The sequence below is a fragment of the Erythrobacter sp. S227 genome (assembly GCF_057364925.1).
The window spans coordinates 1,090,810-1,115,427 of the sequence record NZ_CP200280.1; the positions used below are offsets into that span (position 1 = coordinate 1,090,810).

The window sequence follows — 24,618 nt, forward strand, 5'->3', positions numbered from 1 at the left end:
ACTTTTTAGTCGAGCGAAGCAAGCTTATCAGCGACATCGCGCCACGCGGCGCGGTGCGCGTTGCTGGTTGCGGTTGACCAGTTGCTGACCACCGTCAGGACAAGCTGTTTTTCAGGGATGATGGTGATCGACTGGCCAAAGATGCCCTGCGCGCCATATCCGCTGGGGTAGGTCCACCATTGGTAGCCATAGCCAAAGCCCGTATCGCCAAAATCGACAAGGCTGTCGCCTGCTTCGGCAAACCAGCCCTCGGGAACGCTATCCCCGCCCCCTTCGAGAGCGAACACGCCCATACGGGTGTAATCGCCGAGCGATAGCGATAGGCAGCATCCGCCAATGCTCCCGCCGCGCGCATCCGCCATCCAGAACAGGCCGTCTTTAAGGCCCGCTGGCTCGACAATCTTCTCTTGCGCATATTCGGCGAGAGAAAGACCGACAGCGTTCTCCACGACAAGGCCGATCAGGTTTGTTTCACCCGTCTTGTAGAGCCATTTTTCCCCCGCAGGTGCCTCTCGCGAAAGGGCGCGCATCTGGGCAACGGTTGCCTCGGCCCCGAATTCGAGGATGAAATTGTTCATCCGGGCAACGTCGCTATTGGGGTCGGTGTAGTCCTCGTTCCAGGTAACGCCGCTGGTCATGGTCGCGATCTGGCGGACGGTGACGCCCTCATAGGCAGACCCCGCAAGGCCCGGAACATAGAGCGTCACAGGATCATCAAGACTGGCGATAAAGCCATCACGCACTGCTGCGCCAAGCAAGGTCGAGGTGAAGCTTTTGGCGACTGAAAAACTCGTCCAACGCTGATCCGGGGCGAAGCCAAGACCGTAACCTTCGAACCGCACCGCTCCCTTGTGATACACCATCACGCCCGCGGCATTGGTCTCGGCCATCACGCGCCTGATTTCTCCTGCAAGGTCAGCAGGCAATGCCTCGCCCTCGGGGAGTTCTCTTGGGTTGGTCGAGGCTGGCACTTCTTTACCAGCGAACCAGTTTTCCATCTCACGAAAACGGGCCGACCGCTCTTCATCGCTCCAGAACAGCACTTGCAGTTCAGACGGATCGCGCGGCGGCGGGGCGGTGTCCTCGACCGCTGCAAGCGGCGCTGGACCGCTGTCAAAGCCTGCCGCCGCGCCATAACCGCATCCGCCAAGCGCAAGGGACGCGGCGCTTACCAGCATCAGTGAAATTCGCGTCATTGTAGTCTTTCTCCCCTTGGCATGCCGCTTATTGTGCGGTTTCGCCTGCTACCTCTGTCACGCCCTCACCGCTCTTCGGCTCAAGCACGCTTTGCACTGTGCGATAGAACCTTAGCCGCTGCTGCGCTTGGTCTTGTGGCACTGCTTCAGGCCAATTGGCGTTCGACGCAATCACCAAATCGCGCGAAGGATCGATAAAGATGCCCTGTCCGAAAATGCCCTGTGCCGCGTATGAACCATCGTCATAGGTCCACCATTGGTAGCCATAGCCCTCACCAGGTGTGCCGATATCGGCCTGACGGGTTGTGGCCGCTTCGATCCAGCCCTCTGGCAAAACCGCCTCCCCGCCAACCTTACCGCCGCCCAGCATAAACATCCCGAAACGCGCCATATCGCGTGTCGCGGCCTGTATGCAGCAACCACTGATTTCATTGCCGGTATTGTTGAGGAGCCAGGTCGCATCCTGCTCCATCCCGAAAGGTGCCCAGATTTTCTCTGAAAGATAGTCAGCAAGCGGTTTGCCGGTCGCCTCGCTTACCAGAATGCCGATGAGATTGGTCTCGCCTGTCTTATAGACCCACTTCTCGCCTGCAGGTGCTTCTCTTGGAAGAGAGCGCATATAGCTGACGGTGGTGTCCATCCCCTCTTCGGGCACGTGGTTGTTGAACCTGGCAACATCAGAATTGGGGTCGCCGTAATCCTCATTCCATTGAACGCCGCTGGTCATAGTGAGCAATTGCGCAACCGATACATCGTCATAGGCCGAGCCTTTGAGGTCGGCGATATACTTGGTCACAGGATCATCAATGGACGCGATAGAGCCGTCGGCAACAGCAGCCCCGACAAGCGTCGATGTGAGGCTTTTCGCAACCGAAAAGCTGGTCCATTTGCCGTCAGCCGAAAAATCTAGGCCATAGTCTTCGAAGACCACCTTGCCCTTGTGGACGATCACCAAGGCCGAGGCGCGTTGATCGGCCATATAGCTTTCGACATCCACGGGCAGGTCGATGGGCTCACCTTTGGATAGAGCAAGCGTCTTATCACCCGCCGCAATCGTGCGCGAACCTGCAAGGAAGGGGAAAGCATCGAGAGTGCGAAATCCCGCATCGCGCTCGTCAATCGACCAGAACAGCACATCTGGGCTCGTCTGCCCTTTTGCCAGAAAAGCGCGCGCATCCTTGTCGAAAGAAAACCAGACAACGCACAGGCAAAGCACCAACAGCGCAGGGACGATTAAAAGTGCTTTCCTCATGGTGCTTTGTGCTCTCCTTTGCTCACACAACCTTCATAGGCACGAGGGAAAAGGACAGGCAATAGCGGCCCACCGGAATTGTCAGCTATTCACCCTTCATCGCCTTGTAAGCGGCCAATGCCCGCTCGCGCGCGGCTTTGTGGCCGATCATTTTGGGCGGGTATGCCTTTGGCAAACGGCCAAACTCTTCGGGGTCATGGATATGGGGCTCACCAAGCTCGGCAAGCTCGGGCACAAATTTGCGGATATAGGCCGCGCAGTCGAATTTCTCCGACTGGGTTAGCGGGGCCATGATGCGCACGAACATGTTGGAATCGACGCCCGTTCCCGCCGTCCATTGCCAATTGGTCGCGTTAGAGGCGTAATCGGCATCAAGCAGCGTGTCCCAGAACCACTTTTCACCCTCGCGCCAATCAATCAGCAAATGCTTGATCAAGAAGCTTGCCGTGATCATTCGCACACGGTTGTGCATCCATCCGGTCTGCCACAACTCGCGCATGCCAGCATCCACGATGGGATAGCCTGTGCGGCCCTGCTGCCATTTCTTGAGGTCTTTTGCCGCTTTTTCATCCTTCGAAGGATCGCGCCATTCGATCTGGTCGAAATCCTCGCGGTAATTGCTGCGCGCATAAAGCGGGAATTGCGCCACGGTGTTCTGCGCATAATCGCGCCAGATCAGCTCGCTCTCATAGGTCTTCCAGCCGACCGAACGCTTGTGTTTAAAGTGGTGCCATATCTGCACCGGCGTAATCTCGCCGAAATGCAGATGCGGGGACAGGCGCGAAACCTTTGTGACAGAGGGGAAATTGCGCCCCTCGTCATAGTCGTCCACATGGTCATCCCACCATTCAAGCCGCCTGTGCGCAGCCTCCTCGCCCACTTCCCATGCGTCCTGAATACCGCCAGACCAATCGGGCCGTGTAGGGAGCAAGTCCCAGTCCGACAGCTGATCCGAAGCGGGAAATGCCTCTGGTGATGACAAGGTCTCCGGCTCTGGCACCAGATCGCGCGGCGGGAATTGCGCGCGCACAGCCCGGCTGAACGGAGTGTAGATTTTGTACTGGCCGCCCGATCCGGTTTTGATCGAACCCATCACGGTCAGGAAGTTGCCCTGATACCGCTTTAGCTCGATCTGTTCGCCCAGCGCCTTTTCCGCATTGCGCCACCATGGTTCGTAATGATGGTTCGCATGGACAGTGGTAGCGCCCACTTCCTTTGCGATTTCCAGCAATTGCTCGACCGCATCCCCTTTGCGAAGGATGATTTTTGCGTGTCGCTTCGCAAAGCTTGTTTGAAGGCTCGCCAGCGAATGATGAAGCCACCACCGCGATGCGCCGCCATAGGCGTGGGTCTTGGCAATATCGTCATCCAGCACATAGACCGCAACAACCGGGCCTCGCTTGGCGGCTTCATAAAGGGCGGGATTGTCGGCCATGCGCAGGTCGCGCCGCAGCCATACGATTTGTGTTTCAGTCATGCGCTACCAACGCCGTCATGCTGAACTTGTTTCAGCATAACCCTCGAAAAATCCACTCGCGAGCTTGATTGCGCCAGTTATCCTGAAACGAGTTCAGGATGACGGTTCGGATAAAGGCTCACATTGCACATCAGGCAGTGCCAGAGAGAAACGGTCGCGCGCACGCGGGTCGTAAAACCTTGCATCGTTGAGGATCACCGAACCATCTTGCGCACGTGTACCAAAGGGCGCCCTTGACCAGAACAGAAACGCATCAAGCTGGCTGTTGTCGTGCCGCTCATCGCTCAAATCGGGAAGTGCGCATTGGGTCGCCTCGGAATGGCGGTAACCGAAGCCTGCCTCTTTTCCTTGCCATGTGTCAGAAACCCAGCGTCCATCTTCAAGCTTTGCAATCCTCTCGCGGCCAAGGGAAAACACTGGCTTGGGCGAGGCGATAAATTCCGACGGATAAGGCTCTGCGACCACGCCTTTGGTCTGGTACGCCATCCATGTGATCGTCCAATTCATCGCAATATAGCCAAGCATAATCGCAATCGCCCCGCGAGCAATCGGGCGCTGGTTACCGCCGGATTTCTCCCGCCGGTAACCCCACCACACCGAGATAATGAGCAGCGCCCAGAGCCACACATCAATGATGAATAGTGTGTCGCCATATGCCCATGTCGGCGCGAAGGGCTCCCAGAACCGAACGCCATAGACATTCATCCAGTCAAGCAGCGGATGGCTGAGCGCGCCAAGGAAACTGAGCGCATAGAGCCAGCCAAAATGGACCGTCACGCGCTTTTCAGGCCGCGTGCCACGCTTGGTTTGCCAGCGATCATAATACCAAAGGATACCCGCCAATATCAGCGGCAGGATAACCAATGCAGGCGGTCCGTGGGTGATCCCGCGCCGGAAACCCAGATGCTCTGTCCCCTCGAGCCAAAAGAAACAGGCCGCATCAACGTCGGGCAGGTTAGCACCAATAATGAGAGCAGGCATCGCAAGCCCGGTTTTCCGCTTAAGCCCCGCTTGGCCCATGACTGCGCCGACGAGGCTGTGCGTTAGGTTATCCATTTGCAACTGATTAGCGATGGTGCATAGCTTGGTCAAAACGAGACTTGCCGGAGAGACGCTGAAAATGACCGATACGCCTTTTATTCGCCCTGATATGCAGGCCTTCCTAGATGGCCTTGCAGCCATGGATGGGCCGACACTGGCCGAAATGACATTGGAAGAGGCGCGCGCATCCTACGTCGCGCTCCATGGCATGGCCGACCGCCCTGCCCGCGATCTTGCTGTGATCCGCGATCTTAGCTGCGCAGGGCCCGCTGGCGACATTCCTTTGCGCCTCTACGATGCACGCGAGACGCGCGAACCTGGCCCTATCATCACCTTCTATCACGGTGGCGGATTTGTGATTGGTGACCTTGATACGCACCATAACCTCTGCACCGAAATTGCCGCATTGATGGATCTGCCGGTGGTCGCAGTTGATTACAGACGTGCGCCTGAACACCCCTTCCCCGCAGCGATTGAAGATTGCGAAGCGGCAACGCGCTGGGTCGCGTCCTCACCCACCGAGCTTGGCCGCGCAGCAACCGGCGTCATCCCCATTGGTGATAGCGCAGGCGGCAATGCGACCATTGTGGTGAGCCAGCAGCTGGGTGCAAAGCCCGCTGATGTTCCGGTTGTCCTGCAAGTGCCGATCTTCCCGCTCGCCAGCGATGCGATGGGCTCTGCAAGTCTCGAAACATTTGCCGAAGGCTATGTTCTCACCAAAGCCGCGATCGAATTCTTTGATGCGGCCTACAAGGCAGATCGCACCGATCCGCGCGGTTTTCCGATCCTTGGAGATCATAGCACAGCGCCCCCTACCGTCCTCACAACTGCCAGCCTTGATCCCATCCGCAATTCAGGGCGCGATTACGGCAAAGCGCTCATCGAAGCTGGCCGCGATGTCGTCTTCCTTGAGATGAAGGGTCTTTGCCACGCTCACACCAACATCCGCGCTGCCGTTCCCAGCGCTCAAGCCGATCTTGAAAAGATGGTCGGTGCGATGAAAATGATGCTTGGAAACGCATAGTGATGAGCGATCTTCCTTACCGTCTTTGCGTTGGCTTTATGCTGGTCAACGCGGAACGCCGCGTTTTTGTGGGCGAACGCATCGACAAGCGCGCGCATGGCTTTTGGCAAATGCCCCAAGGCGGCATTGATCCGGGCGAAGACCCCGAGACCGCCGCATTGAGGGAGTTGGAAGAAGAAACCGGGGTCGGGTCCGACATGGTCGAGATAGTCGCCGCCGGTTCAAAGACCTTCAAATATGACCTCCCGCCAGACCTTTTGGGCCGTATCTGGAAGGGTAAATATCGCGGGCAGGAACAGTATTGGTATCTGGGCCGCTTTACCGGCTCCGATGCCGATATTGACCTCAATGCGCACGATCCGGCCGAATTTCAGACGTTCCGTTGGGTGGAGGTACACGATCTGCCGCAGCTCATCATCCCGTTCAAACGCGCGGTTTATGAAGAGCTGGTCGCGGAGTTTGCGCCGCTGATTTAGAACTTGAAGATAATCCGCTCGCGGTCATCTTTGGCGCGGGCGGATTTAAAGCTGTCGAGCGCTTCGATCCGCGCAAACCACGCAAGGATGTTGGTGCGCCCTTCAAACTGGCCTTTGTCGAGAGCGGCATACATCGGATAGACCAATGTGATGTCAGCCGCGGTCAGATTGTCGCCTCCAAAGAAGGGTTGCTTGACCAAATCCGCTTCCATCAAATCAATCAAAGCGCTGCTGCGCGGACCGAGGAAGATTTTGCGCACCTGTCCGAACACAGCTTTGAGCAAAGACGAAATCGGCCACGGCGAACGCATCTCCAAGAGGCCAAGCACCATCGCGATCCCCTGAAGGCTCATCAATGAGCCGGGTGATGCATGGAACCAGAACAGATGCCGCGCACGGTCCTTGTGCCCTGCGCCAGGGCGAAGGTCACTTTCGGGATAGCTGTCGAGGATGTAGTCGATGATCGCATTGCTTTCACACAGCACCAGATCACCATCGGTCACCACCGGAGCCGTGCCCAAGGGCGACAAGGCCTTATACGCGTCAGGCGCAAGATTATCGTCCGCATTGCGGTTGTAGCACTTAAGCTCATAATCCGCGCCCAATGCTTCGAGCAGCCAGAGAATACGAAAGCTTTGCGAATATTCGAGGTGGTGAAGTGTCAGCATGGCGCTCGCCTTAGCGGGCATTCAGAGCTGAGAACAGGTTCAATTGGTGACCGAGGATTCTTCGCCCGTTTCAACCACTCTCTCAACCGCAAGGCGCGCAGGCGGGCCTGCTGCGATGCGTTGTTGCAAGGCCTGCGTCTCAGGACAAGATGACCCGCACAGGCTTTCAAGCCGCGACAAATTGCGCTGCGCTTTGTCAACCGCGCCGCGTTCGACCAGGGCTTCACCCTCGCCCGAGATCGCTGCGAAATTGTCAGGGTCGCGCTGCAATGCTTCGCGGTAATAGGCGATCGCCTTGCCCTGAAGGCCGTCCTGGCGCGCGGCTTCGGCCAGTTGCAGGAAGATCGGCGTGTAGGCCGGGTCCACCGCAAAGGCTGATTCAAACGCATCAATCGCGCCTTGCGTATCGCCATTTTCAAGTGCCGCTTGCCCGAGCGCGATCAATTGCGCCGCGCGCGGATCAGGGGTTCGGTCACCGGCGCTCGTCACGCTTGCCGTGGTGGCAAACAAAAGCGAGAGGGCAGCAGCAACGGGCGCGAAACGCATGAACAGCTCCTTGAGGTCAGTGGGCCGGGAGTTACCAGACCCGAAAGATGATGGCTCAGCCATGGCTCAAATAGCTATCATCCGAAATGCAGGTTGGCGACAAAAAACCCGTCCGTGCCGTCATGGAACGGTGTGAGCCGCTTTCCTTCACCGCGTTTGCGGCCAAGCGGCATCTCGATAGGGACCGCGCTCCACCCTTCATGGCGGGACAGAAACGCACCGATGCGCGCAGGCCCTTCATCATCGAGAACGGAGCATGTGACGAATGTCATCGTCCCGCCCGGTTTCACAAGGTCTGCTCCAATATCAAGGACATGGTCCTGCAATTTGGTAAGCCGTGTGAGCTCTTTGCGATCAAGCCGCCAGCGTCCCTCGGGACTGCGCCGCCAGGTTCCGCTGCCTGAACACGGCGCATCGACCAGAACGCGGTCGGCTTTCCCGATCCATTGGGCGAGAGCATCGCGCTCTTCGCCCGGATTAAGCAGAACGGTGTGATCCACTTCAGCGCCAGCGCGCGCCGCCCTCGGTGCCAAATTGCCAAGCCGCCGTTTGTCGGTGTCACACGCCACAAGGCTTGCCGCATTGCCCAGCTTTGCCGCCAGAGCGAGCGTTTTACCGCCAGCGCCTGCGCACAGATCGACAATCGTCTCTCCGGCCGCGGCTCCAACGCTCTCGCACACCCATTGGCTGGCGTGGTCCTGTATCTCGATCAGGCCGTCGCGATATTGCGGCCATTGTTCAACCTGTGTGCCGTTAGGAAAACGAAGGCCATTTGGCGCAGCCAGAGCTTCGCCCTGTTCGGGCAATTCAAGGTCCTCGCGCGATGCTTTGAGCGAGTTGACCCGCACATCCAGCGATGCGCGGCCAAGCAGCGCCTTTGCCTCGTTGCCGGTGATGGCCGAATCGGTGAGCTTTTTCTCCAACCATTCCGGCGCCACCCCGATGAAGGCCGCCATTTCGCCGCCGCCAATCTTTGCAGGGCCATGGGCCGAGCCATCGAACAATGGCACAAGGTTTTCATCCTGTGTCGCCACAGCCAACATCGCAGAGCGCCCGTCATGGGGCACTTCGCCGCACAGCCGGATCGCCTGGTACACCAGATCGCGCACCGCCCGCCGGTCTTTCGACCCTGCGTAACGGCGGGTTTTGAAATAGGCCGAGATCAAACGGTCGGCAGGCGCGCCTTTGGATTTTGCGCCTTCAATGATCTGGTCGAGCAGCTCAATCGCTGCCTGGACGCGTGCTGCAGGGGTCACTGAACAGCGTGCCCGTTGTTCTCGAACAGTTCGCGAAACTCCTGATCTGGCGGCAATGTCTGGCAATGATGCGAATAACGCATGCCGGTGCTCTCGCTCGCGGCCACTGTCATGTCGGCAGCCATCTTGGCGCCCGCTTCTTCGCACGCTTCCAACGAACCATACACAACCGGAATCCGTTGCAGTTCGGGTGCCTCCGCATGGTCGGGATGCCAGCCAAGCAAGAACAACATAATGGGAACAATTTCGATCAAGACCAGATCCTAACGGGTTGGGTAATTTGGTGCCTCACGGGTGATTGCAACATCATGGACGTGGCTTTCGGAAAGCCCGGCATTTGTGATGCGAACAAATTGCGCGCGCTTTTGCAGGTCGGCGATTGTTTCGGAGCCAGTGTAGCCCATAGCCGCTTTAACCCCGCCCACCAATTGGTGGATGACGTCTGCTGCTGGACCCTTGAACGGCACCTGACCCTCAATGCCTTCAGGCACCAGTTTAAGCGCCGACACATCTTGCTGGAAATAGCGATCAGCCGAGCCGCGCGCCATTGCGCCGACACTGCCCATGCCGCGATATGCCTTGTAAGAGCGACCTTGATAAAGGAACACTTCGCCCGGGCTTTCGGCGGTGCCGGCCAGCATTGAGCCGACCATCACGCTGGATGCACCAGCGGCAAGAGCCTTGGCCGCATCGCCCGATGTGCGAAGGCCGCCGTCTGCGATTACGGGAACGCCGGATTTGGCCGCTTCTTCCGCGCTTTCCATGACGGCGGTCAATTGCGGTACGCCTACACCAGCAACCACACGGGTGGTGCAGATGGAGCCCGGACCAATACCCACTTTCACCGCATCTGCGCCTGCGTCAATCAAGGCGCGCGTTGCCTCTGCGGTGGCGACATTGCCCGCGATCACCTGAACAGAATTGGAGAGCTTTTTCACACGCTCGACCGCGCGGCCCACATCCTTGTTGTGGCCATGCGCTGTATCGATCACGACAACATCGACTTCGGCGTCGACAAGCGCGGCAGAACGCTCAAAACCCTTGTCCCCAACCGTGCTTGCCGCTGCGACGCGAAGGCGGCCAGCGGAGTCTTTGGTGGCATCGGGATAGGTCACGGCCTTCTCGATGTCCTTGACCGTGATCAGACCGATGCACCTGTAATCATCATCGACGACAAGCAGCTTTTCAATCCGGCGTTGGTGAAGGAGCCTGCGCGCGTCTTCCTGCCCTGTGCCAAGCGGCACGGTTGCCAAATTCTCGGTGGTCATCAACTCACGCACGGGCTGTGCGGGGTTTTCCGCAAAGCGCACATCGCGGTTGGTGAGAATGCCGACCAGCTTGCCTGCATTATCTGTAACCGGAATGCCGCTGATCCGGTGTTGATCCATAAGGGCCTGCGCATCGCCGAGCACCGCATCGGGACTGATCGTGATGGGGTTCACCACCATGCCGCTTTCAAAGCGTTTCACCACGCGAACGGCGGCGACTTGCTCTTCAACGGTCAAATTGCGGTGAAGCACGCCAATGCCGCCCAATTGGGCCATGACAATTCCCATATCGGCCTCTGTCACCGTATCCATCGCGGACGACAGGACGGGGATATTAAGAGCAATATCGCGCGTCAGTTTGGTGTGCGTTTTCGCCATGCTGGGAAGAACATTGCTTTCCGCAGGACGAAGCAGGACATCATCAAAAGTAAGGCCGAGAGGGATTTGGGTGTGCACGTGGGTCAGCTTTCTTTGGCAAGAGCGAATCGTGCAGGTCCCTGTAGGACGGTATGGTGAAGAGCGCCAGAGCGTCAGTGCCTGCGCTTGAGGAAATATCCGATAGCACCAATCGCCGCCGCCCCCAGAATGGGTGCGACTTCGCGAAATTCCTGCGCTTTTTGGGCTGATTTTTTGGGCCGAGATTTCGCTTTTGGCTTCGGCTCACCGAACCTTCGCAACCGCCATGTTTCTTGAGTTTCTGCAAATGTGCCAAATTCTTCGCTGAGGTACCATGGATACCGAAGACGCGCTTCTTTATCCCATGGAACCTCCAGCGTAGAAGCGGGAATGGCCAGCGGATCGGTGTCGGGCAAACTTCTTATCATGTCGAACAGTTCGGCATCCGAGATTCTGGGATTGTCGCCCCTGTGGCCCTCTTCGGCAAAACCTATCGGAACATATCGCCCCTCGCGCAGGCCCTTTGCCGCCTGGAGCTTTAGATCTCGGTCCTCCGGAAAGTAGTAAATGTTCATGTTCCAGTGTTGCTCGAAAAGCTCGCTGGGATGATAGTGCATGGCAATCAGATAGACGTACAGTGCGGTACCAACCGAACATTCACGCTGATCAAGGATCCACGAGACGAGATCGTGCTTCCCCATGTAAAGAGCGCTTTTGACAGTGATGTGGTAAAACTCTGTGTCGCGAACGTTATCCCTCAGCCACTCGATCAGGTCACCCTCGTGACGGAGCGCATCGTAGCTATAGTCTTGTATCATGCTCGCCCCCCAGTCGTGCCCGTCTCTAAGGTCGAGCAACATGACAGGACTGGGTTAATCCGTCGTTGAAAACTCGGAAATTTTTTGCCCTTCTACCTGGTAGCTCAAAGTGTTTGCAACTCGCGTTATCAGTTCCTCATGCAGTAGAAGATCATCAATCGCTCCACCCAGCTCAATCCCGGGAACCTTGTCGCCCGGTTTATGGTACCGCGCCGCAAGATAGGGTCCGAGCACGATCTCTGAAGAGAAAGCCGTCGAGACCAGGACCGAAGGCACGCCTTCTTCAAGCAGGGCCCAGCCGTCGTGGCGTTGCAGGAAAGTGGCCGCAAACTCGCGATTGCCAAGTTGACCGCCGCGTTCGCTCACCACGTCTTTAACCACGCTATCAAGAGGTGTGCGCCCCTCACCCACAAATCCAAACGCCTCTCCGGCCTTGGCCACGGCGACGGTATCGAAATTAAACGAAGCAATTATGCTGTCGAGAGGAATTGCCGGCTCTTCGATAAAGGCCTTTGCACCCAAAAGCCCGGCTTCCTCCGCGCTGGTCGCAAGGAAGTAGACGTCCCGGTCAAGCGGCGGGCCCGACTTTAACCTGCGCGCCAGTTCAAGCATCAGCGCAAGGCCGCTCGCATTATCAACCGCGCCGTTACAGATGGGGTCTGGTGTATCCGGAGCACATTCGCCCAAATGGTCCCAATGCGCCATCAAAAGAACAGCGCCCGAGCCGCGCAATTGACCCGGAATAAGGCCGATCACATTAGAGCTGGTGAATTCACGCCGCACTGAATGCGCATCGATAGCAATCGTCGCTTTGAGAACTTCGTACATAAAGCCGGGCCGCGAAGCTTCTGCCGTCAGCCGGTCCCATTCACCGCGAGGTAACGCGCTTGCAATGGCATCGCGCGTGACAAAGGCGGACAAGCGATCGTTGACTTCGCCAGCAAGAAAAAGGCGTTCATTTTCGAACCGGGCTTTTACCCCGCTCAGGGCAAAATCATCGGGCACCACCGTCAATACCGCAGCCGGATTGGCAGCGAACAGGAGCTCGCGCGCCTCCCTATCCTGATCGGGCCTGTCTTGATCGGGCCTGCCTTGATCGGACCGCGCGAGGATCACGATCCGGCCTGTGATTTCACTCTCCGGCAAAGCGCGTGAGCCCGAACCGACAAAGACGACCTCGACCCCGTCGACCAGCACACGGCTGCTGAGCGAATAGGCAGCGCTGTTTTCAATGGGAAGTTCGCGCACCCCCATCGAAGTTCGCACTGTGACCTTGTGGTCAAGAGGCTTTGCCCCGACCAGTTCGACCGGCGCGCGCCATTCACTTCCCGGGTCATTTGTGCCGGATTCCAAGCCAATCGCTTGCATCCGGTCGATCAGATAGGAGACGGTTTTCTCGCCGCCCGGCGTGCCCGGCTTTCGTCCGCCGAATTCATTACTGGCCAGCACTTCGATATCGGCCATCATCCGTGCAGCGATCGCGTCGCGTTCGATCTGCGGATCGGGTCCAGACGGCACTGTGGCGCAAGCCGAGAGACCCGCGCACACAAGGATCAGTAAATAGAGGCGCCCCCAAGCCGTCATTCGGCGGTCCAGCCTCCGTCGATGCTCCAATTTGCCCCTGTCACATTGCCCGCCTCCTTGCGGCACAAGAACACTGCAAGCGCGCCGATTTCATCAGGCTGAACGAATTTCTTTGTCGGTTGCTTGGCGAGAAGGACATCGTTGATGACTTCCTCGCGGCTAAGCCCGCGCGCGGCCATCGTATCGGGGATCTGACCCTCGATAAGCGGGGTCCAGACATAGCCCGGCGAAATGCAATTGGCGGTCACGCCCGTCTCTGCAAGTTCGAGCGCGATGGTCTTGGTAAAGCCATCGACTGCGTGCTTGCTGGCGTTATAGGCGCTTTTGAAAGGCGAGGCGGTTTTGGAATGCGCGCTGGCGGTATTGATGATCCGGCCCCAGCCCTGTTCCTTCATATAGGGAACGGCAAGGCGCGTGGTGTGAAAAACGGCGCTTAGATTAAGGCCGATGATCTGGTCCCATTTCTGCGTCGGGAAATCCTCAACCGGTGAGACATGCTGCATCCCTGCATTGTTGACGAGGATATCGACCCCGCCGATCTCTTCCATCATCGCCTCTATCGCGCCGGGATCAAGCAGGTTTGCACCCGAGTGGCTCGCGCCCAGCTCTTCGCAAAGCTGCGCGATTTCCGCCTCGTCGCCAAAACCATTGAGAATAACCTCGGCGCCTTCGCTTCGCATGGCGCGGGCAATCGCAAGGCCGATCCCCGAGGTTGAGCCTGTTATGAGCGCGCGTTTACCGCTTAGCATTGCCGAGTTCCTTTTCCCATTACAGCTTGGATTTTAGGCCATTGCGGGGCCCATCAAGACGTGTACCATGTGCAAATATGCTTTTGCTTTGCTGGGCCTCTGTGTCCAGAAAATAGCGAACAATAACGAAATTGAAGCGCGAATTTCGGGTTTCAGGTTTGAGGGGAAACACAGTGCGGCTTGGCCGGTATGACACATCGAAGATCAAGGTCCGCTCTGGCGGTGGCCGCATGGGTGGACGCGCGGGCAAAGCGGGCGGCGTCGGCTGTGGCACAATCGTAATCGCGATCATCGCCGCGCTCGTCTTCGGGGTTGATCCGATGCAAACCATCGGCGTTCTTGGCGGCGGACAAGGCGCAGGACTGGGTAATGCCCCGCAGGTCAGCCAGCAATCGGGCGTAAGCGAAGATCAATTGTGCTCCAGCGGCCCCTATGCCCAGGAAGCCTGTCAGGCGATGACGAGCCTCAATGAAACGTGGTCTCCGGTGTTCCGCCAGGCAGGCGTTCAATTCGAACAGCCGGAATTGGTGCTCTACCCCCCCGGCCCCGTCTCCACACGCGGTTGCGGCAATGCAAGCTCTGCATCTGGCCCTTTCTATTGCCCTGCCGACATGGGCATTTACATCGAAACAGGCTTTTTCGACCAGCTCGCCAGCATGTCTGGCACCAACGGCGACTTTGCACGGCTCTATGTCATGGCGCATGAATATGGTCACCATATCCAGAACCTGACCGGGATTTCCGCGCAAGTGCGCAGCGCGCAGGCGCAAAACCCGCGCCGCGCCAATCAGCTTCTCGTGCGCCTAGAGCTTATGGCTGATTGTTACGCTGGGGTATGGGCAGGCATGAACCGCAATCTGATTGAAGCAGGCGACCTTGAAGAGGGTATGCGCGCCGCAAGCGCGGTTGGCGATGACACGCTGCAACGCGGCGCAGGCCAGCGGATTAATCCGGAAGGCTTCACCCACGGAACAAGCCAGCAGCGGATGGAAGCGCTAAGGCGCGGGCTGCAAAGCGCAGATGCGGGAGCATGTGATGTCTATTTCGAAGCCAGTTAAAACGATGGCATTGGGCGCCGTTCTAGCGCTTTTGATGCCCCTTGATGCTGCCCATGCACAAATGCGTCAGGAAGATCCTGATATGGCGGATGTGGCGCGAACGCCGCTTGAAGATTTCAACATCGATTCAAAAGACATACCCGAAGTCCTGATCAAGGCAGCCGAAAACCCTTATGACGACACCGGCATCACCAATTGCAATGCGGTGGTCCAGGAAATCGCGGTTCTCGACAATGTGCTTGGCCCCGATTTCGATGTTCCGCAGGACGAAGCCAGTCGCATTAGCGCAGGGCGCGTGGCCAAAAGCGTGATCGGCTCATTCGTACCGTTTCGCGGGATCGTAAGGGAGGTATCAGGCGCAAACAAGAAACGCACCGAACGGCGTGTCGCCTACACTGCGGGCATGGTGCGCCGTGCCTACCTTAAAGGCATGGGCGAGGCGCGCGGATGCAATTATCCTGCCCGCCCGAGGGACGAGACAAACGTGGTCGATACCGCCGGAGATTCCTTGGTTCCACCAAACATCGAACGCGGTCCTGCGCAAGACACTGTCCAAGATAACATGCAGGACACTGGTCAGGACCTCGCCCCTATCGAGCAATAAAAAACCGGCGCAAAGGCAAACCCTTTTGCGCCGGTTCTTTTACTTGGTTCGAGGTGACCGCTTCCTAGCGAGCCTCGCTCTCCCAACGGGAAATCACACGGTCAATCTCGCGAATAGCGGTGCTGCGAGCGCTGCCTTCCATGTCCGATTCCTTGATCGAACGGCGTGCTTCGCGAAGCCCGTCCAAAGCCTGAGCCATCACCCGCTTTTGGCAAATGCGGATGACCTTCACACCGTCTGAGTCTTCCCTCTCGGTGACGATCTCGCTGTTTCCGCCTTTGCAGCTCGATTCCACACGGACCACCTGGCGGCCCTGCTGGTCGCGCGCAGCTTCTGCTTCAGCCTGTGCTTTTTCGATGATCTCGGGAAGGTCTTCCATCACCTTGTTTGCTTCTTCAAGGCCCTCGCGCACTTCCTCAAGGATCTCTTCGATCTGCTTCTCGCTCAATTGGCCTTGGGCATCGAGATCCGAGCGGTCGATGAAGCGAACGGAATTGTTGCGGCTGCGCAAAAGCAGTTTGGGGTACTCGGAACGTCCCAGAAAACGCTCCAGCTCTTCCCTGCTCATGCCCCTGCTGCCCGGAAAATCCTTGCCGTCGAAAAAACGCGCCGAATTCTCGCTACTCCGAAGGACGATGCGCGTTTCCTCCCCGCCGTCTTCGGATTTCCAGACAAACACATTCTCGCCGTTGGTATCGACGTTCGACACGTCGCCATCGGGGTCAATCACGATGATCTGCTCTTCGACCAGCGGTGCCTCGGGCGCTTCTGGAGCGGCGGGCGCACCGGGCGCTTCGGGCGCAGCAGGCGGCGCCAATGCCGCACTGGTGGCAACGGGTGGCAGAGGCGCAAGCGGCGCTTCGCTTGCGGCATAGCTGATCGAAGCGGTCATCGGCAGTGCGACAACGGCAGCGCCCAGCAGAACTTTGCCTGCGATACGGCGTTTTGTGTTGGTTTGGTCCATTTTCAGGCTCCTTAAACGGTGAATGATCGATTTCTCACCCAGAACCGGACAAGCCATCGGGGCGGCTAGAGCGACAGTGGGAGAGGCAGCAAAGCTGACAATGAGATTGGCGTAGACTTCGCGATCCCGCGCCTTGGCACTGGCCATGACGCGCGCATCACAGGCCGCCTCCTGGTCACGGCGAAGGGCAAGCCAGCCATACCGGCCAAGCGGGTTCCACCAGTGAATAGCGAACAGGGGCTGGACCAGAACATTGGCTAAAAGATCGCCGCCCTTATGGTGTTGCAGCTCGTGGGAGAGCGCCAGATCGCGCGCCTTTTGGTCAGGATGCGCCATAAAGCCTTCAGGAAGCGCCACGACCTTGTCGATAACGCCAAAGGCCAATGGGGCCTTCGTTCCGGGCGTTTCAACCAAACGGACCGACCCTTCGCGCCCAACCTCGCGGCCCTCTTCCAACAGCTCATCGCGGAGGCGGAAGTAGGCTGAAAAACGCCAGATCAGGAAAATGGCGGCGCCGACAAGCCACAAACTGACCCCTAGATCGACAAGTAGACCAGTATCGAAACTGCTCATGTCGAAACCGGAAGTCTGGGTAAGCGGGGATGTGGTATCGGACGCCGCCATCAAAGAACCATCAGGTTGCGCCACACTCGCGTTTTCAAAACGCGCGGGGGATGGTTCAGAGACGGTAGCGGCAATGGGCTCTAAAGGTTCAGACGACGCAAGCGGGGCTGCAGCTGTTGAGGGCTCGGCAAAGCGCATCCATGCAGGAAGCTCAATCGGAGGCAGCACCAGTCTGATCGCTGGCAATGCCCACAAGGCATACGCGATTTGCGGACCAAAGGCGCGCGAAACCGGGCGGCGGACTATCAGGACAAAGACGATCAGCACCGCTGTCCAGACAAGGGTTTCCATCATCCAATCCGTCATGACTTCAACTCCTTGAGCAAAGCCTCGATTTCGCTGAGGTCGTCTTCGGTCAGTGCCTCGGTCTCGGCCAGATGCGCCACAAGCGATGCGGCCTTGCCACCAAACAGGCGATCAACCAGACGCCGCGATTCCCCGCCGACATAGTCAGAGCGGGCGATCAGAGGTGAGTAGATATAGCGGCGGCCATCAGGGCGCGTTTCAATCGCGCCTTTTTGCACGAGCCGCGAGAGAAGGGTTTTGACGGTAGCGAGACTCCAACCGCGCGCCTCGCACACCGTATCGCAAACATCCGAAGCAGTGGCGGTACCTCGATCCCAAAGGGCCTCCATCACAGCATGCTCGGCTTCACTGATGCGTTCGCGGCTTATTCGCTCTGGCCCATTATTGCCTGACTTACTCAAAACAGCCTCCTCTGCCTCTCGAAGACAAAACGTGATTACGTCTGTAGTCACAACGACTACGCTTGTAAACATTGCTGCCAGATGAACATTTGCCCTCCCCCCTTGTCTCTCGTCAAAACGCCGATATTGCAGGACGAATGACATGGAATGATCTTAGCAAGACACTCGTTGCAGTTGCCTTGGCCGTGGGCCTCACAATTGGGCTGCCCGTGGCAGCATCCGCTCAGGATGAAATCTTCGCCGAGACCGAGCCGGTAACGCTCAATCCACAAGACGCAGCGCAAGACAAGATCGGCGAGCTGATCTATCGCGGCGGTCTGGAGATTGCACCGGGCGAAGAAGAGATCGGCGGTATCTCGGGGCTCACCTGGCACGAAGACCGGCTTTATGCAGTCAGCGACGATGGCCATTGGCTGACGATAGAGCCTGACGAGATCGACGGGCGGCTTATCGATTTGCTGACGGTTGAACGCGGGCGTCTTCTTGATGAACGCGGGCGGCGGCTCAAAGGCAAGGATGACAGCGATGCCGAAGCGATCACCCTAATTCGTGAAAACGGGAAAGACACGTGGCTCATAAGCTTTGAACGCGATCACCGATGGGTAGAGTATGACGATCTCTCGGGGCCTGCTGGCGATGCCTTGATGTTGCTTGATGAGAACTTCCCGATCACTCAGCCCAACAAGGGTGTGGAAGCCTTGGCGACTTATTCGGGCACCATTTTCGCCTGTGTCGAGGATCACATTCCAGACCAAGCCAATTGTTTGCGCAGGGGCCCTGGCGGACAGTTCGAACTCGCCCCCCCGCCCGAACTTGCCGAACACGGCGGCGTTCCCACCGATGCGGCGTGCAAAAAGGACGGCACCTGCTTTGTCCTCTTTCGCAGCTACCGTGAAGGCGAAGGCAACCGTGCCGCCATTCTCAAGCTGCCCACAGAAGGCAAACCGGAAACCCTCGCCGTCTTTACCGCGCCCCTTACCCTCGACAATTTCGAAGGGCTGGCGGTGCGCGAGCAATTTGGCAGGACCTATCTCTACATCGTTTCCGACAACAATTTCTCCGACAATCAACGCACCCTTTTGATGAAGTTCGAAATCAAAGCACCCGAACCGGTCACTATCCCGCCTCCGCCCGAGCCAGAAATCGTCTATGAGACGACTGATGTGGTCCTGCAGACGACCAAGGGCGACATCACAATACGCCTCGAGGTCGAGCGCGCACCGATCACCGCCGCCAACTTCCTCGCTTATGTCGATGAAGGCCGCTTTGACGGAACGAAATTCTACCGCTCTCTCAAATTCAGGCTTGAGCCCAAACCCTATGGCCTTGTCCAGGGGGGCACGCGGTATGAGCGCAAACGCTTGCGGCCCGATATCGCGCATGAGCCAACCACCGTCACCGGCCTTAGCCACACCAATGGCGCGGTATCCATGGCACGGCTTGCGCCGGGCACGGCCAATGGCGATTTCACTATCATGCTGGGCGACCTCACCAACCTTGATGCAAATCCCGACGCCGAAAAGCCGGACGAACGCCCAGGTTATGCAGTGTTCGGCTATGTCATCGACGGGATGGAAGTGGTCGCGGCAATCCATGCAGGCGCGGCTGATCCGAAAGAGAAAGGCTCGCTTGCCGGACAAATCCTTGCTGAGCCCGTGGTGATTACCAAGGCACGCCGAGCCGCGCCCAGGCCGGAATAGCTACTCCCCGACGGCGGGACGCCCAACGGGCGCGCTCGCAACTTGCGGCATGCGCGCCTCCAACTGTGGGAGCCATTGGCTCACCCCTGCCCCAAATGCGCTTTGCGGGAGTGAGGCGAGAAGGCGCTGCTGCGCCTCCCATCCGGCAATCGTCAAAGACGCGGCGCGCGCTGCCTCGTCCAGGCTTTGGGGTTTGCGCAGCTCCCGATTGATCAATGCATCGCCAAAGAATGTCCAGTCGTTTTCAGGCTTGCACCCGAACGAATTGCGCTCCGATGCTGATGCGGTGAGGATTGCCGTATCGCGCGACGACAAAGCGGGCACAAACACACCAGAATGGCACGCGCTGATAATGACAATACGCCGCTCCAGACCAAGCTCTTCGAGCACGCTTTTGAGCCGCGCCGGAGAGAGAATGCCGTAGCCTGTGTCGCCATAATGATATGCGAGCCCCAGCTTGTTTCCGTGGCTGGTGGTGAAGAGCGCAAGCACATCCTGCGATGTATCCATAACCTCGGCCATACGGGCGAGCGAGACAAGCAGGCTATTAATCGACCCTTGGGGAAGATCGTCGCGCGTCCCGTCGGGCCCCGCCAACGTGATTGTTCGCCCTTCCCCCTGATACCGGCGGCTCAGCACATTGGCTGCCTCGCGCGCCTCACGCGCAAACACGGGATCACTGTCCAGCGCGACAGAGAGCACATAGACGTCCGTTACGCCTGCCCGCTCGGGCTGGAGCGCGGCGAGGCTTGCATCAAGGCGGCGACGTTGCTCGACAATTTCACGCACGGGCACTGCGCGCCGAAGCTGGGGGGCGCCTTCCATGCTCGCAGCCAATTCCTCCGGCGATTGGCCGCTCGCGATATTGGGCCAGCTTTGCGTGTGCTCGGGCGGTTGATTGGGATTTTCTTGCGCAATTGCGATTTGCGGCACCCAAAGTGATGCACAACACAGCGCTCCTGCAAATCCGAGGGTAATCCCTTTGACCATAGTCAATCAATCACGAAGCAAGGACGCTGCGTCAAGGTTTGGTAAGAGCAATTGTACCGAAACGACATTCTCAAGACATGTCGCGAGCGTACAATTGTTTCACCCCAAGAGCGCCTACACCGCCCTCAAGCGAGTTGGTGCACCTTCACGCAGCCATGTTAGGGGGCCCCGAGAGGGGGATGGTTTATGAACAGCGATACAAAGACTCGACCAGCAGACAGCCAAGCCAACAAAGACGCGAAAGCGCCTGCGCAAAACCCAAATCAAAATCTGGCATTCGGCCTTTTTGGCCGCCGAGTTTCGGCACCGCCAGAGCCCGCCGCAGAAATGGGCAAGCTGACAGGCGAAGCGGCCTGATTGCAGACGTTACCAATTTCTGGTAACGCTCGACGCATGGGAAAGAACACATCCGTCTCGCTTGGCGACCACTTTGAGGAATACGCTCGAAGCAAGGTTGCAACCGGAGAGTACAGCTCAACCAGCGAAGTCATTCGCGAAGCTTTGCGGCTGCATGAAGAGCGCTCTGTTTTCAAATCCAAACTTCTCGAAGCGATTGATGAAGGACTGGCAAGCCCGATTGATGAGGAGTTTGATATTGACCGCTGGTTTGAGGAAGAGTTCGGGCCCGAGTAATGCGCCTGATTTTCCGCGCGAACGCGTCAGCAGACCTGCGCGGAATTTCCCGCGAAACTCGGGCAGCATGGGGCAAGGAACAAGCGAAACGCTATGTTGCGAAACTGCGCTCCGAGATCAAAGCTCTGAAGGAATTTCCGCTCAGATATGCCGAAGTCGAGGGCCGGACCAACTTAAGGCGCATGAACAGCGGGCGGCACGCCGTGTTCTATATGGTTGGAGAGGAGCGGATTGAAATAGTGCGGATATTGCACGTCTCGAGAGATGCTGGGCGGTGGATTTGATTGAAAAGAAGTTTCGCGGAGTAGCAATGATGAATGACGGAAAGGAGCCCGAGCACCTCACCTCAAACGTGACCCAGATACCTGGCGTGCAAATGGACGAGGCTGGCGTGATCCACACCGAGTACGGGTCATATCAACCCGTGACAGGCGAAGGGCTCCCCATCGATGCGCCATCTGCGCTGATGCAGCAAATCCTCGCGGCGCTCATCAAGGATGGCGAAGAGAGTGGCCCGGCAGAAGGGTTCGATTGGGACGAGTTTATGGCGAGTAGGTTTGGTGAAGGAAACTGACGTAGTCTTTGCTCAATAGCGGCTTCCGTCTGGCCGTTGATGATAGCCACCACCTCCGGCAAAATGACTACTTTGTGGCAGTCGAACTCCAACTTTAAGCCAAGCCCAACGACAGAAATAATTCCACGGTATCAAAGCGACCAAACCAATTGGCATCATCAAAAAAACGCCGACAACGCCGAGAACCGTGCCGACATAGTTACCGCTCGTGAAGGCTTCATAGGCCGCGTTAGCGCTCAGAATGGCCGCTACCGGATAGACCATCAACCAAACTGCATAGATTGCAGTGACCAGTATAACTTGGAAAACCCTTCCAAAAGCGAACTCAGAGAGCCGCTCCCAAGCAAGCCAGCATAGCCAAAGAGCTCCGACGAAGAGTAGGAACTCAAGAAAGTTCAAATCAATAAACCCGCGCTTTCGGCTCGATATAGCTCACATCTTCGGTAAGCGTGTACTCATGCACCGGACGGTAATCGATGCGGATGTTGCTGCCTTGGCCGCCCCAGCCTTCGAACCATGCGACCGTGTGCTTCATCCACTCTTTATCGTTGCGATCCGGGAAATCTTCGTGAGCGTGCGCGCCGCGGCTTTCCTTGCGGTTTGCAGCCGATGCCATGGTGACATTGGCCTGGCTCATGAGGTTATCGAGCTCGAGCGTTTCAATCAGGTCGCTGTTCCAGATCAGCGACTGGTCGGTCACGTGGATGTCTTCCATGCGCTTGTTCTGCTCGGCGAGCAGTTTGACGCCCTCGTCCATCAATTCAGTGTCGCGGAAGACGGCGCAGTGTTTCTGCATCGCTTTTTGCATGTCCGAACGGATTGCGGCGGTGGGTGAGCCACCCTTCGCAAAGCGGAAGTGGTCGAGGCGGGTGAGCGAGAAGTCTGCGCTGTCGGTTGGCAGTTCGGGCTGCGATGCGCCAGCGGTCAGAGTTTCTTTCAAATGCAGACCGGTTGCGCGGCCAAAGACCACAAGGTCGATGAGCGAGTTTGAACCCAGACGGTTTGCGCCGTGGACCGACACACACGCCGCTTCGCCAACGGCATAGAGGCCCGGCACAACCTCATCGGGATTGCCGTCCTTGCCGATGGTCACAACCTGACCGTGATAGTTACACTGGATGCCACCCATATTGTAGTGGACCGTCGGCGTCACGGGCAAAGCTTCGCGCGTCAGGTCGACGCCTGCGAAAATCTTGCCGCTCTCGGTGATGCCGGGAAGACGCTGGGCCAGAACGTCTGGCGCAATGTGGTCAAGGTGCAGGTGGATATGGTCGCCATCTGCGCCAACACCGCGCCCTTCGCGCATTTCGAGAGCCATTGAGCGGCTGACAACATCGCGGGACGCCAAGTCTTTGGCAGAAGGTGCATAGCGCTCCATAAAGCGCTCGCCTTCGGAGTTCGTCAGATAACCGCCCTCACCGCGTGCGCCCTCTGTGATGAGAACGCCAGCGCCGTAAATACCGGTTGGGTGGAACTGAACGAATTCCATATCTTGCAATGGCAAGCCAGCACGCAGCACCATGCCTCCGCCATCGCCGGTGCAGGTGTGTGCAGAGGTCGCGGTGTAGTAGCAACGGCCATAACCGCCGGTTGCCAGCACCACGCTCTGAGCACGGAAACGGTGGATGGTGCCATCATCAAGGCACATCGCCATCACGCCGACGCATTGCTGCTGACCGTCGACATCCGCCATGATGAGGTCGAGCGCAAAATACTCGATAAAGAAGTCCGCGTCATACTTCAGACTTTGTTGGTAAAGCGCGTGAAGCATCGCGTGGCCGGTACGGTCAGCCGCAGCACAGGTGCGCTGCACCGGAGGACCATCGCCCATGTTCTGCATGTGGCCACCGAAAGGACGCTGATAAATCGTGCCATCTTCATTACGCGAAAACGGGACGCCAGCATGCTCAAGCTCGTAAACCGCTTGGGGCGCTTCGCGCACGAGATACTCAATCGCGTCCTGATCGCCCAGCCAGTCTGATCCTTTCACGGTGTCATACATATGCCAGGTCCAGTGATCGGGCGTGTTGTTGCCAAGCGATGCCGCGATCCCGCCTTGCGCTGCAACCGTGTGCGAGCGGGTCGGGAAAACCTTGGAGATGTTTGCGGTGCGAAGGCCGGCTTCAGCAGCGCCCGTAGTCGCGCGAAGGCCAGAACCGCCTGCCCCTACAACCACCACATCATAGGTGTGGTCGATAATCTTATAGGCGTCGTTTGCGGGTGCAGTTGCCATCAGGCAGCTCCTGTAAGGGCTAGACGCGCAATGCTAAACAAAGCGAATGCGCCGCCGCCAAATGCGGCAAGGTTAAGGGCGGTTAGCGTTCCGAACTTCAGGCCCGCTTCGTGGACATAATCCTCGATCAGGACCTGAAGGCCGAGCTTTGCGTGGTAAAACACGCTGATAATCAAAAGCATCATAGGTACGGCAGCAATAGGCTGAGAGATCCAGCCACTGACCGTTTCGTATGAGAAATTCGGGAGAAGGACGAAGCTTACGATAAGCCACGTCATCAAGATGAGATTGCCCACGGCGGTCGTGCGAGCAACCAGCCAGTGATGCGCGCCTTCGTGTGCGGAGCCAAGCCCGCGAACGCGTCCGATTGAAGTGCCGTTGCCCATCGCTTACGCTCCCTTACCCAAGATAATGTAAGCCCAAAGGCACGCCGTAAGGACAATCGCAATGATCGGTGACGCAATCGACCAGAACCGGTTGGTGTCGAGTTCATAGCCTGCACCAATATCGAGGACGAAGTGGCGAAGCCCGCTCATCATGTGAGTAAAGAACGCCCAGGTCAGGCCCACCAGCACAACATATCCGACCGGCGATGACGCAATATCGATGAATGTTTCATAAGCCGCCGGGCCGCTGGCAAGCGCGCCAAGCCACCACACCAGAACGCCAAGGCCGACCAAGGCCATGCCGTCTCCGGTTGCGCGGTGCAGGATCGACACCAGCATATGCGGTCCCCACCGCCATATCTGGAGGTGCGGCGAAAGCGGTCTTTGGCTCATA

28 protein-coding genes are annotated in these 24,618 nt (G+C 57.9%); 9 read left to right on the top strand and 19 right to left on the bottom strand.

The features are described from left to right. Positions 1 to 5 precede the first annotated feature (5 nt). The 4 genes from AC0V6Q_RS05180 to AC0V6Q_RS05195 all read right to left on the bottom strand — a co-directional run bounded on the left by AC0V6Q_RS05180 (position 6) and on the right by AC0V6Q_RS05195 (position 4,981). Positions 6 to 1,196: a serine hydrolase domain-containing protein gene (locus AC0V6Q_RS05180; protein WP_486167341.1), complete on the bottom strand. Its 1,191-nt coding sequence runs from the start codon at positions 1,194 to 1,196 to the stop codon at positions 6 to 8. Positions 1,197 to 1,224: 28 nt separating this feature from the next. Next, on the bottom strand, positions 1,225 to 2,448 hold the full coding sequence (locus tag AC0V6Q_RS05185; protein WP_486167342.1) for a serine hydrolase domain-containing protein: 1,224 nt from the start codon (positions 2,446 to 2,448) through the stop codon (positions 1,225 to 1,227). A gap of 85 nt (positions 2,449 to 2,533) precedes the next feature. Further along, on the bottom strand, positions 2,534 to 3,925 hold the full coding sequence (locus AC0V6Q_RS05190) for a cryptochrome/photolyase family protein (RefSeq protein WP_486167343.1): 1,392 nt from the start codon (positions 3,923 to 3,925) through the stop codon (positions 2,534 to 2,536). Between the two features lie 93 nt (positions 3,926 to 4,018). Then, on the bottom strand, positions 4,019 to 4,981 hold the full coding sequence (locus AC0V6Q_RS05195) for a metal-dependent hydrolase (protein WP_486167344.1): 963 nt from the start codon (positions 4,979 to 4,981) through the stop codon (positions 4,019 to 4,021). Positions 4,982 to 5,045: 64 nt separating this feature from the next. Between AC0V6Q_RS05195 and AC0V6Q_RS05200 the strand changes: the two genes are divergently transcribed. After that, on the top strand, positions 5,046 to 5,990 hold the full coding sequence (locus AC0V6Q_RS05200) for an alpha/beta hydrolase (protein WP_486167345.1): 945 nt from the start codon (positions 5,046 to 5,048) through the stop codon (positions 5,988 to 5,990). A 2-nt stretch (positions 5,991 to 5,992) separates the two neighbouring features. Beyond that, complete coding sequence (locus AC0V6Q_RS05205) at positions 5,993 to 6,466, top strand: RNA pyrophosphohydrolase (RefSeq protein WP_486167346.1); 474 nt, start codon at positions 5,993 to 5,995, stop codon at positions 6,464 to 6,466. On the opposite strand, the gene AC0V6Q_RS05210 is transcribed toward AC0V6Q_RS05205, so the two are convergent. From AC0V6Q_RS05210 to AC0V6Q_RS05245, 8 genes are all read right to left on the bottom strand, one after another. Then, positions 6,463 to 7,134, bottom strand: a complete 672-nt coding sequence (locus tag AC0V6Q_RS05210; protein WP_486167347.1) for a glutathione S-transferase family protein — start codon at positions 7,132 to 7,134, stop codon at positions 6,463 to 6,465. The two genes, AC0V6Q_RS05205 and AC0V6Q_RS05210, sit on opposite strands and share 4 nt — an antisense overlap. Positions 7,135 to 7,173: 39 nt before the next feature. Beyond that, positions 7,174 to 7,680 (bottom strand): tetratricopeptide repeat protein, encoded by a 507-nt coding sequence (locus AC0V6Q_RS05215; RefSeq protein ID WP_486167348.1) that lies wholly within the window; start codon positions 7,678 to 7,680, stop codon positions 7,174 to 7,176. A 77-nt stretch (positions 7,681 to 7,757) separates the two neighbouring features. Continuing rightward, positions 7,758 to 8,936 (bottom strand): RsmB/NOP family class I SAM-dependent RNA methyltransferase, encoded by a 1,179-nt coding sequence (locus tag AC0V6Q_RS05220; RefSeq protein ID WP_486167349.1) that lies wholly within the window; start codon positions 8,934 to 8,936, stop codon positions 7,758 to 7,760. Then, positions 8,933 to 9,190, bottom strand: a complete 258-nt coding sequence (locus AC0V6Q_RS05225) for a hypothetical protein (protein ID WP_486167350.1) — start codon at positions 9,188 to 9,190, stop codon at positions 8,933 to 8,935. The genes AC0V6Q_RS05220 and AC0V6Q_RS05225 overlap by 4 nt, the downstream gene beginning before the upstream one ends. 9 nt (positions 9,191 to 9,199) lie before the next feature. Further along, positions 9,200 to 10,660 carry an IMP dehydrogenase gene (gene guaB, locus AC0V6Q_RS05230; RefSeq protein ID WP_486167351.1) on the bottom strand — a complete coding sequence of 487 codons (1,461 nt, stop codon included), beginning with the start codon at positions 10,658 to 10,660 and terminating at the stop codon, positions 9,200 to 9,202. 74 nt (positions 10,661 to 10,734) lie between these two features. Further along, complete coding sequence (locus AC0V6Q_RS05235; protein ID WP_486167352.1) at positions 10,735 to 11,460, bottom strand: hypothetical protein; 726 nt, start codon at positions 11,458 to 11,460, stop codon at positions 10,735 to 10,737. A gap of 12 nt (positions 11,461 to 11,472) precedes the next feature. After that, positions 11,473 to 13,002, bottom strand: a complete 1,530-nt coding sequence (locus AC0V6Q_RS05240; RefSeq protein WP_486167353.1) for a M20/M25/M40 family metallo-hydrolase — start codon at positions 13,000 to 13,002, stop codon at positions 11,473 to 11,475. Further along, positions 12,999 to 13,751 (bottom strand): 3-hydroxybutyrate dehydrogenase, encoded by a 753-nt coding sequence (locus AC0V6Q_RS05245; protein WP_486167354.1) that lies wholly within the window; start codon positions 13,749 to 13,751, stop codon positions 12,999 to 13,001. Before AC0V6Q_RS05245 ends, AC0V6Q_RS05240 begins: the two co-directional genes overlap by 4 nt. 173 nt (positions 13,752 to 13,924) lie before the next feature. On the opposite strand from AC0V6Q_RS05245, the gene ypfJ reads away from it, so the two are divergent. Together ypfJ and AC0V6Q_RS05255 are read left to right on the top strand one after the other, a co-directional pair. Next, a complete protein-coding gene (gene ypfJ, locus AC0V6Q_RS05250; RefSeq protein WP_486169260.1) occupies positions 13,925 to 14,809 on the top strand; it encodes a KPN_02809 family neutral zinc metallopeptidase in 885 nt (294 codons plus the stop codon). Further along, positions 14,787 to 15,413 (top strand): hypothetical protein, encoded by a 627-nt coding sequence (locus tag AC0V6Q_RS05255; RefSeq protein WP_486167355.1) that lies wholly within the window; start codon positions 14,787 to 14,789, stop codon positions 15,411 to 15,413. Before ypfJ ends, AC0V6Q_RS05255 begins: the two co-directional genes overlap by 23 nt. Before the next feature lie 64 nt (positions 15,414 to 15,477). Here AC0V6Q_RS05255 and AC0V6Q_RS05260 read toward each other — a convergent pair whose 3' ends face one another. Both AC0V6Q_RS05260 and AC0V6Q_RS05265 read right to left on the bottom strand, forming a co-directional pair. Then, positions 15,478 to 17,307, bottom strand: coding sequence for a M56 family metallopeptidase (locus tag AC0V6Q_RS05260; RefSeq protein ID WP_486167356.1), 1,830 nt, complete (start codon positions 17,305 to 17,307; stop codon positions 15,478 to 15,480). After that, a complete protein-coding gene (locus AC0V6Q_RS05265) occupies positions 17,304 to 17,708 on the bottom strand; it encodes a BlaI/MecI/CopY family transcriptional regulator (protein ID WP_486167357.1) in 405 nt (134 codons plus the stop codon). Before AC0V6Q_RS05265 ends, AC0V6Q_RS05260 begins: the two co-directional genes overlap by 4 nt. A gap of 137 nt (positions 17,709 to 17,845) precedes the next feature. On the opposite strand from AC0V6Q_RS05265, the gene AC0V6Q_RS05270 reads away from it, so the two are divergent. Next, positions 17,846 to 19,408, top strand: coding sequence for an esterase-like activity of phytase family protein (locus AC0V6Q_RS05270; RefSeq protein WP_486167358.1), 1,563 nt, complete (start codon positions 17,846 to 17,848; stop codon positions 19,406 to 19,408). On the opposite strand, the gene AC0V6Q_RS05275 is transcribed toward AC0V6Q_RS05270, so the two are convergent. Continuing rightward, the gene (locus tag AC0V6Q_RS05275) at positions 19,409 to 20,398 is read right to left on the bottom strand and encodes a C13 family peptidase (RefSeq protein WP_486167359.1); all 990 of its coding nucleotides are present in this window, start codon (positions 20,396 to 20,398) and stop codon (positions 19,409 to 19,411) included. A gap of 186 nt (positions 20,399 to 20,584) precedes the next feature. On the opposite strand from AC0V6Q_RS05275, the gene AC0V6Q_RS05280 reads away from it, so the two are divergent. The 4 genes from AC0V6Q_RS05280 to AC0V6Q_RS05295 are packed head-to-tail and all read left to right on the top strand — an operon-like array spanning position 20,585 to position 21,605. Beyond that, positions 20,585 to 20,755, top strand: a complete 171-nt coding sequence (locus tag AC0V6Q_RS05280) for a hypothetical protein (RefSeq protein WP_486167360.1) — start codon at positions 20,585 to 20,587, stop codon at positions 20,753 to 20,755. Between the two features lie 36 nt (positions 20,756 to 20,791). Then, a complete protein-coding gene (locus AC0V6Q_RS05285) occupies positions 20,792 to 21,031 on the top strand; it encodes a type II toxin-antitoxin system ParD family antitoxin (protein ID WP_486167361.1) in 240 nt (79 codons plus the stop codon). Then, a complete protein-coding gene (locus tag AC0V6Q_RS05290) occupies positions 21,031 to 21,315 on the top strand; it encodes a type II toxin-antitoxin system RelE/ParE family toxin (RefSeq protein WP_486167362.1) in 285 nt (94 codons plus the stop codon). Before AC0V6Q_RS05285 ends, AC0V6Q_RS05290 begins: the two co-directional genes overlap by 1 nt. Next, positions 21,306 to 21,605 carry a type II toxin-antitoxin system ParD family antitoxin gene (locus AC0V6Q_RS05295; RefSeq protein WP_486167363.1) on the top strand — a complete coding sequence of 100 codons (300 nt, stop codon included), beginning with the start codon at positions 21,306 to 21,308 and terminating at the stop codon, positions 21,603 to 21,605. Before AC0V6Q_RS05290 ends, AC0V6Q_RS05295 begins: the two co-directional genes overlap by 10 nt. Positions 21,606 to 21,617: 12 nt before the next feature. Here AC0V6Q_RS05295 and AC0V6Q_RS05300 read toward each other — a convergent pair whose 3' ends face one another. From AC0V6Q_RS05300 to sdhC, 4 genes are read right to left on the bottom strand one after another with little or no spacing between them, the layout of a single operon-like run. Then, on the bottom strand, positions 21,618 to 22,004 hold the full coding sequence (locus AC0V6Q_RS05300; protein WP_486167364.1) for a hypothetical protein: 387 nt from the start codon (positions 22,002 to 22,004) through the stop codon (positions 21,618 to 21,620). 1 nt (position 22,005) lies between these two features. After that, positions 22,006 to 23,838 carry a succinate dehydrogenase flavoprotein subunit gene (gene sdhA, locus AC0V6Q_RS05305; protein WP_486167365.1) on the bottom strand — a complete coding sequence of 611 codons (1,833 nt, stop codon included), beginning with the start codon at positions 23,836 to 23,838 and terminating at the stop codon, positions 22,006 to 22,008. Next, positions 23,838 to 24,224: a succinate dehydrogenase, hydrophobic membrane anchor protein gene (sdhD, locus tag AC0V6Q_RS05310; protein ID WP_486167366.1), complete on the bottom strand. Its 387-nt coding sequence runs from the start codon at positions 24,222 to 24,224 to the stop codon at positions 23,838 to 23,840. Before sdhD ends, sdhA begins: the two co-directional genes overlap by 1 nt. A 3-nt stretch (positions 24,225 to 24,227) precedes the next feature. Continuing rightward, entirely contained in the window at positions 24,228 to 24,617 is a 390-nt protein-coding gene (gene sdhC, locus AC0V6Q_RS05315) for a succinate dehydrogenase, cytochrome b556 subunit (RefSeq protein WP_486167367.1), read from the bottom strand. Position 24,618 lies beyond the last annotated feature (1 nt).

Excerpts from the sequence above, each read along its gene's own strand:
- AC0V6Q_RS05180 (WP_486167341.1), bottom strand. The coding sequence starts at position 1,196 with ATGACGCGAATTTCACTGATGCTGGTAAGCGCCGCGTCCCTTGCGCTT.
- AC0V6Q_RS05185 (WP_486167342.1), bottom strand. The coding sequence starts at position 2,448 with ATGAGGAAAGCACTTTTAATCGTCCCTGCGCTGTTGGTGCTTTGCCTG.
- AC0V6Q_RS05190 (WP_486167343.1), bottom strand. The coding sequence starts at position 3,925 with ATGACTGAAACACAAATCGTATGGCTGCGGCGCGACCTGCGCATGGCC.
- AC0V6Q_RS05195 (WP_486167344.1), bottom strand. The coding sequence starts at position 4,981 with ATGGATAACCTAACGCACAGCCTCGTCGGCGCAGTCATGGGCCAAGCG.
- AC0V6Q_RS05200 (WP_486167345.1), top strand. The coding sequence starts at position 5,046 with ATGACCGATACGCCTTTTATTCGCCCTGATATGCAGGCCTTCCTAGAT.
- AC0V6Q_RS05205 (WP_486167346.1), top strand. The coding sequence starts at position 5,993 with ATGAGCGATCTTCCTTACCGTCTTTGCGTTGGCTTTATGCTGGTCAAC.
- AC0V6Q_RS05210 (WP_486167347.1), bottom strand. The coding sequence starts at position 7,134 with ATGCTGACACTTCACCACCTCGAATATTCGCAAAGCTTTCGTATTCTC.
- AC0V6Q_RS05215 (WP_486167348.1), bottom strand. The coding sequence starts at position 7,680 with ATGCGTTTCGCGCCCGTTGCTGCTGCCCTCTCGCTTTTGTTTGCCACC.
- AC0V6Q_RS05235 (WP_486167352.1), bottom strand. The coding sequence starts at position 11,460 with ATGTTGCTCGACCTTAGAGACGGGCACGACTGGGGGGCGAGCATGATA.
- AC0V6Q_RS05240 (WP_486167353.1), bottom strand. The coding sequence starts at position 13,002 with ATGACGGCTTGGGGGCGCCTCTATTTACTGATCCTTGTGTGCGCGGGT.
- AC0V6Q_RS05245 (WP_486167354.1), bottom strand. The coding sequence starts at position 13,751 with ATGCTAAGCGGTAAACGCGCGCTCATAACAGGCTCAACCTCGGGGATC.
- AC0V6Q_RS05255 (WP_486167355.1), top strand. The coding sequence starts at position 14,787 with ATGTCTATTTCGAAGCCAGTTAAAACGATGGCATTGGGCGCCGTTCTA.
- AC0V6Q_RS05260 (WP_486167356.1), bottom strand. The coding sequence starts at position 17,307 with ATGACGGATTGGATGATGGAAACCCTTGTCTGGACAGCGGTGCTGATC.
- AC0V6Q_RS05270 (WP_486167358.1), top strand. The coding sequence starts at position 17,846 with ATGACATGGAATGATCTTAGCAAGACACTCGTTGCAGTTGCCTTGGCC.
- AC0V6Q_RS05275 (WP_486167359.1), bottom strand. The coding sequence starts at position 20,398 with ATGGTCAAAGGGATTACCCTCGGATTTGCAGGAGCGCTGTGTTGTGCA.
- AC0V6Q_RS05280 (WP_486167360.1), top strand. The coding sequence starts at position 20,585 with ATGAACAGCGATACAAAGACTCGACCAGCAGACAGCCAAGCCAACAAA.
- AC0V6Q_RS05285 (WP_486167361.1), top strand. The coding sequence starts at position 20,792 with ATGGGAAAGAACACATCCGTCTCGCTTGGCGACCACTTTGAGGAATAC.
- AC0V6Q_RS05290 (WP_486167362.1), top strand. The coding sequence starts at position 21,031 with ATGCGCCTGATTTTCCGCGCGAACGCGTCAGCAGACCTGCGCGGAATT.
- sdhA (WP_486167365.1), bottom strand. The coding sequence starts at position 23,838 with ATGGCAACTGCACCCGCAAACGACGCCTATAAGATTATCGACCACACC.
- sdhD (WP_486167366.1), bottom strand. The coding sequence starts at position 24,224 with ATGGGCAACGGCACTTCAATCGGACGCGTTCGCGGGCTTGGCTCCGCA.
- sdhC (WP_486167367.1), bottom strand. The coding sequence starts at position 24,617 with ATGAGCCAAAGACCGCTTTCGCCGCACCTCCAGATATGGCGGTGGGGA.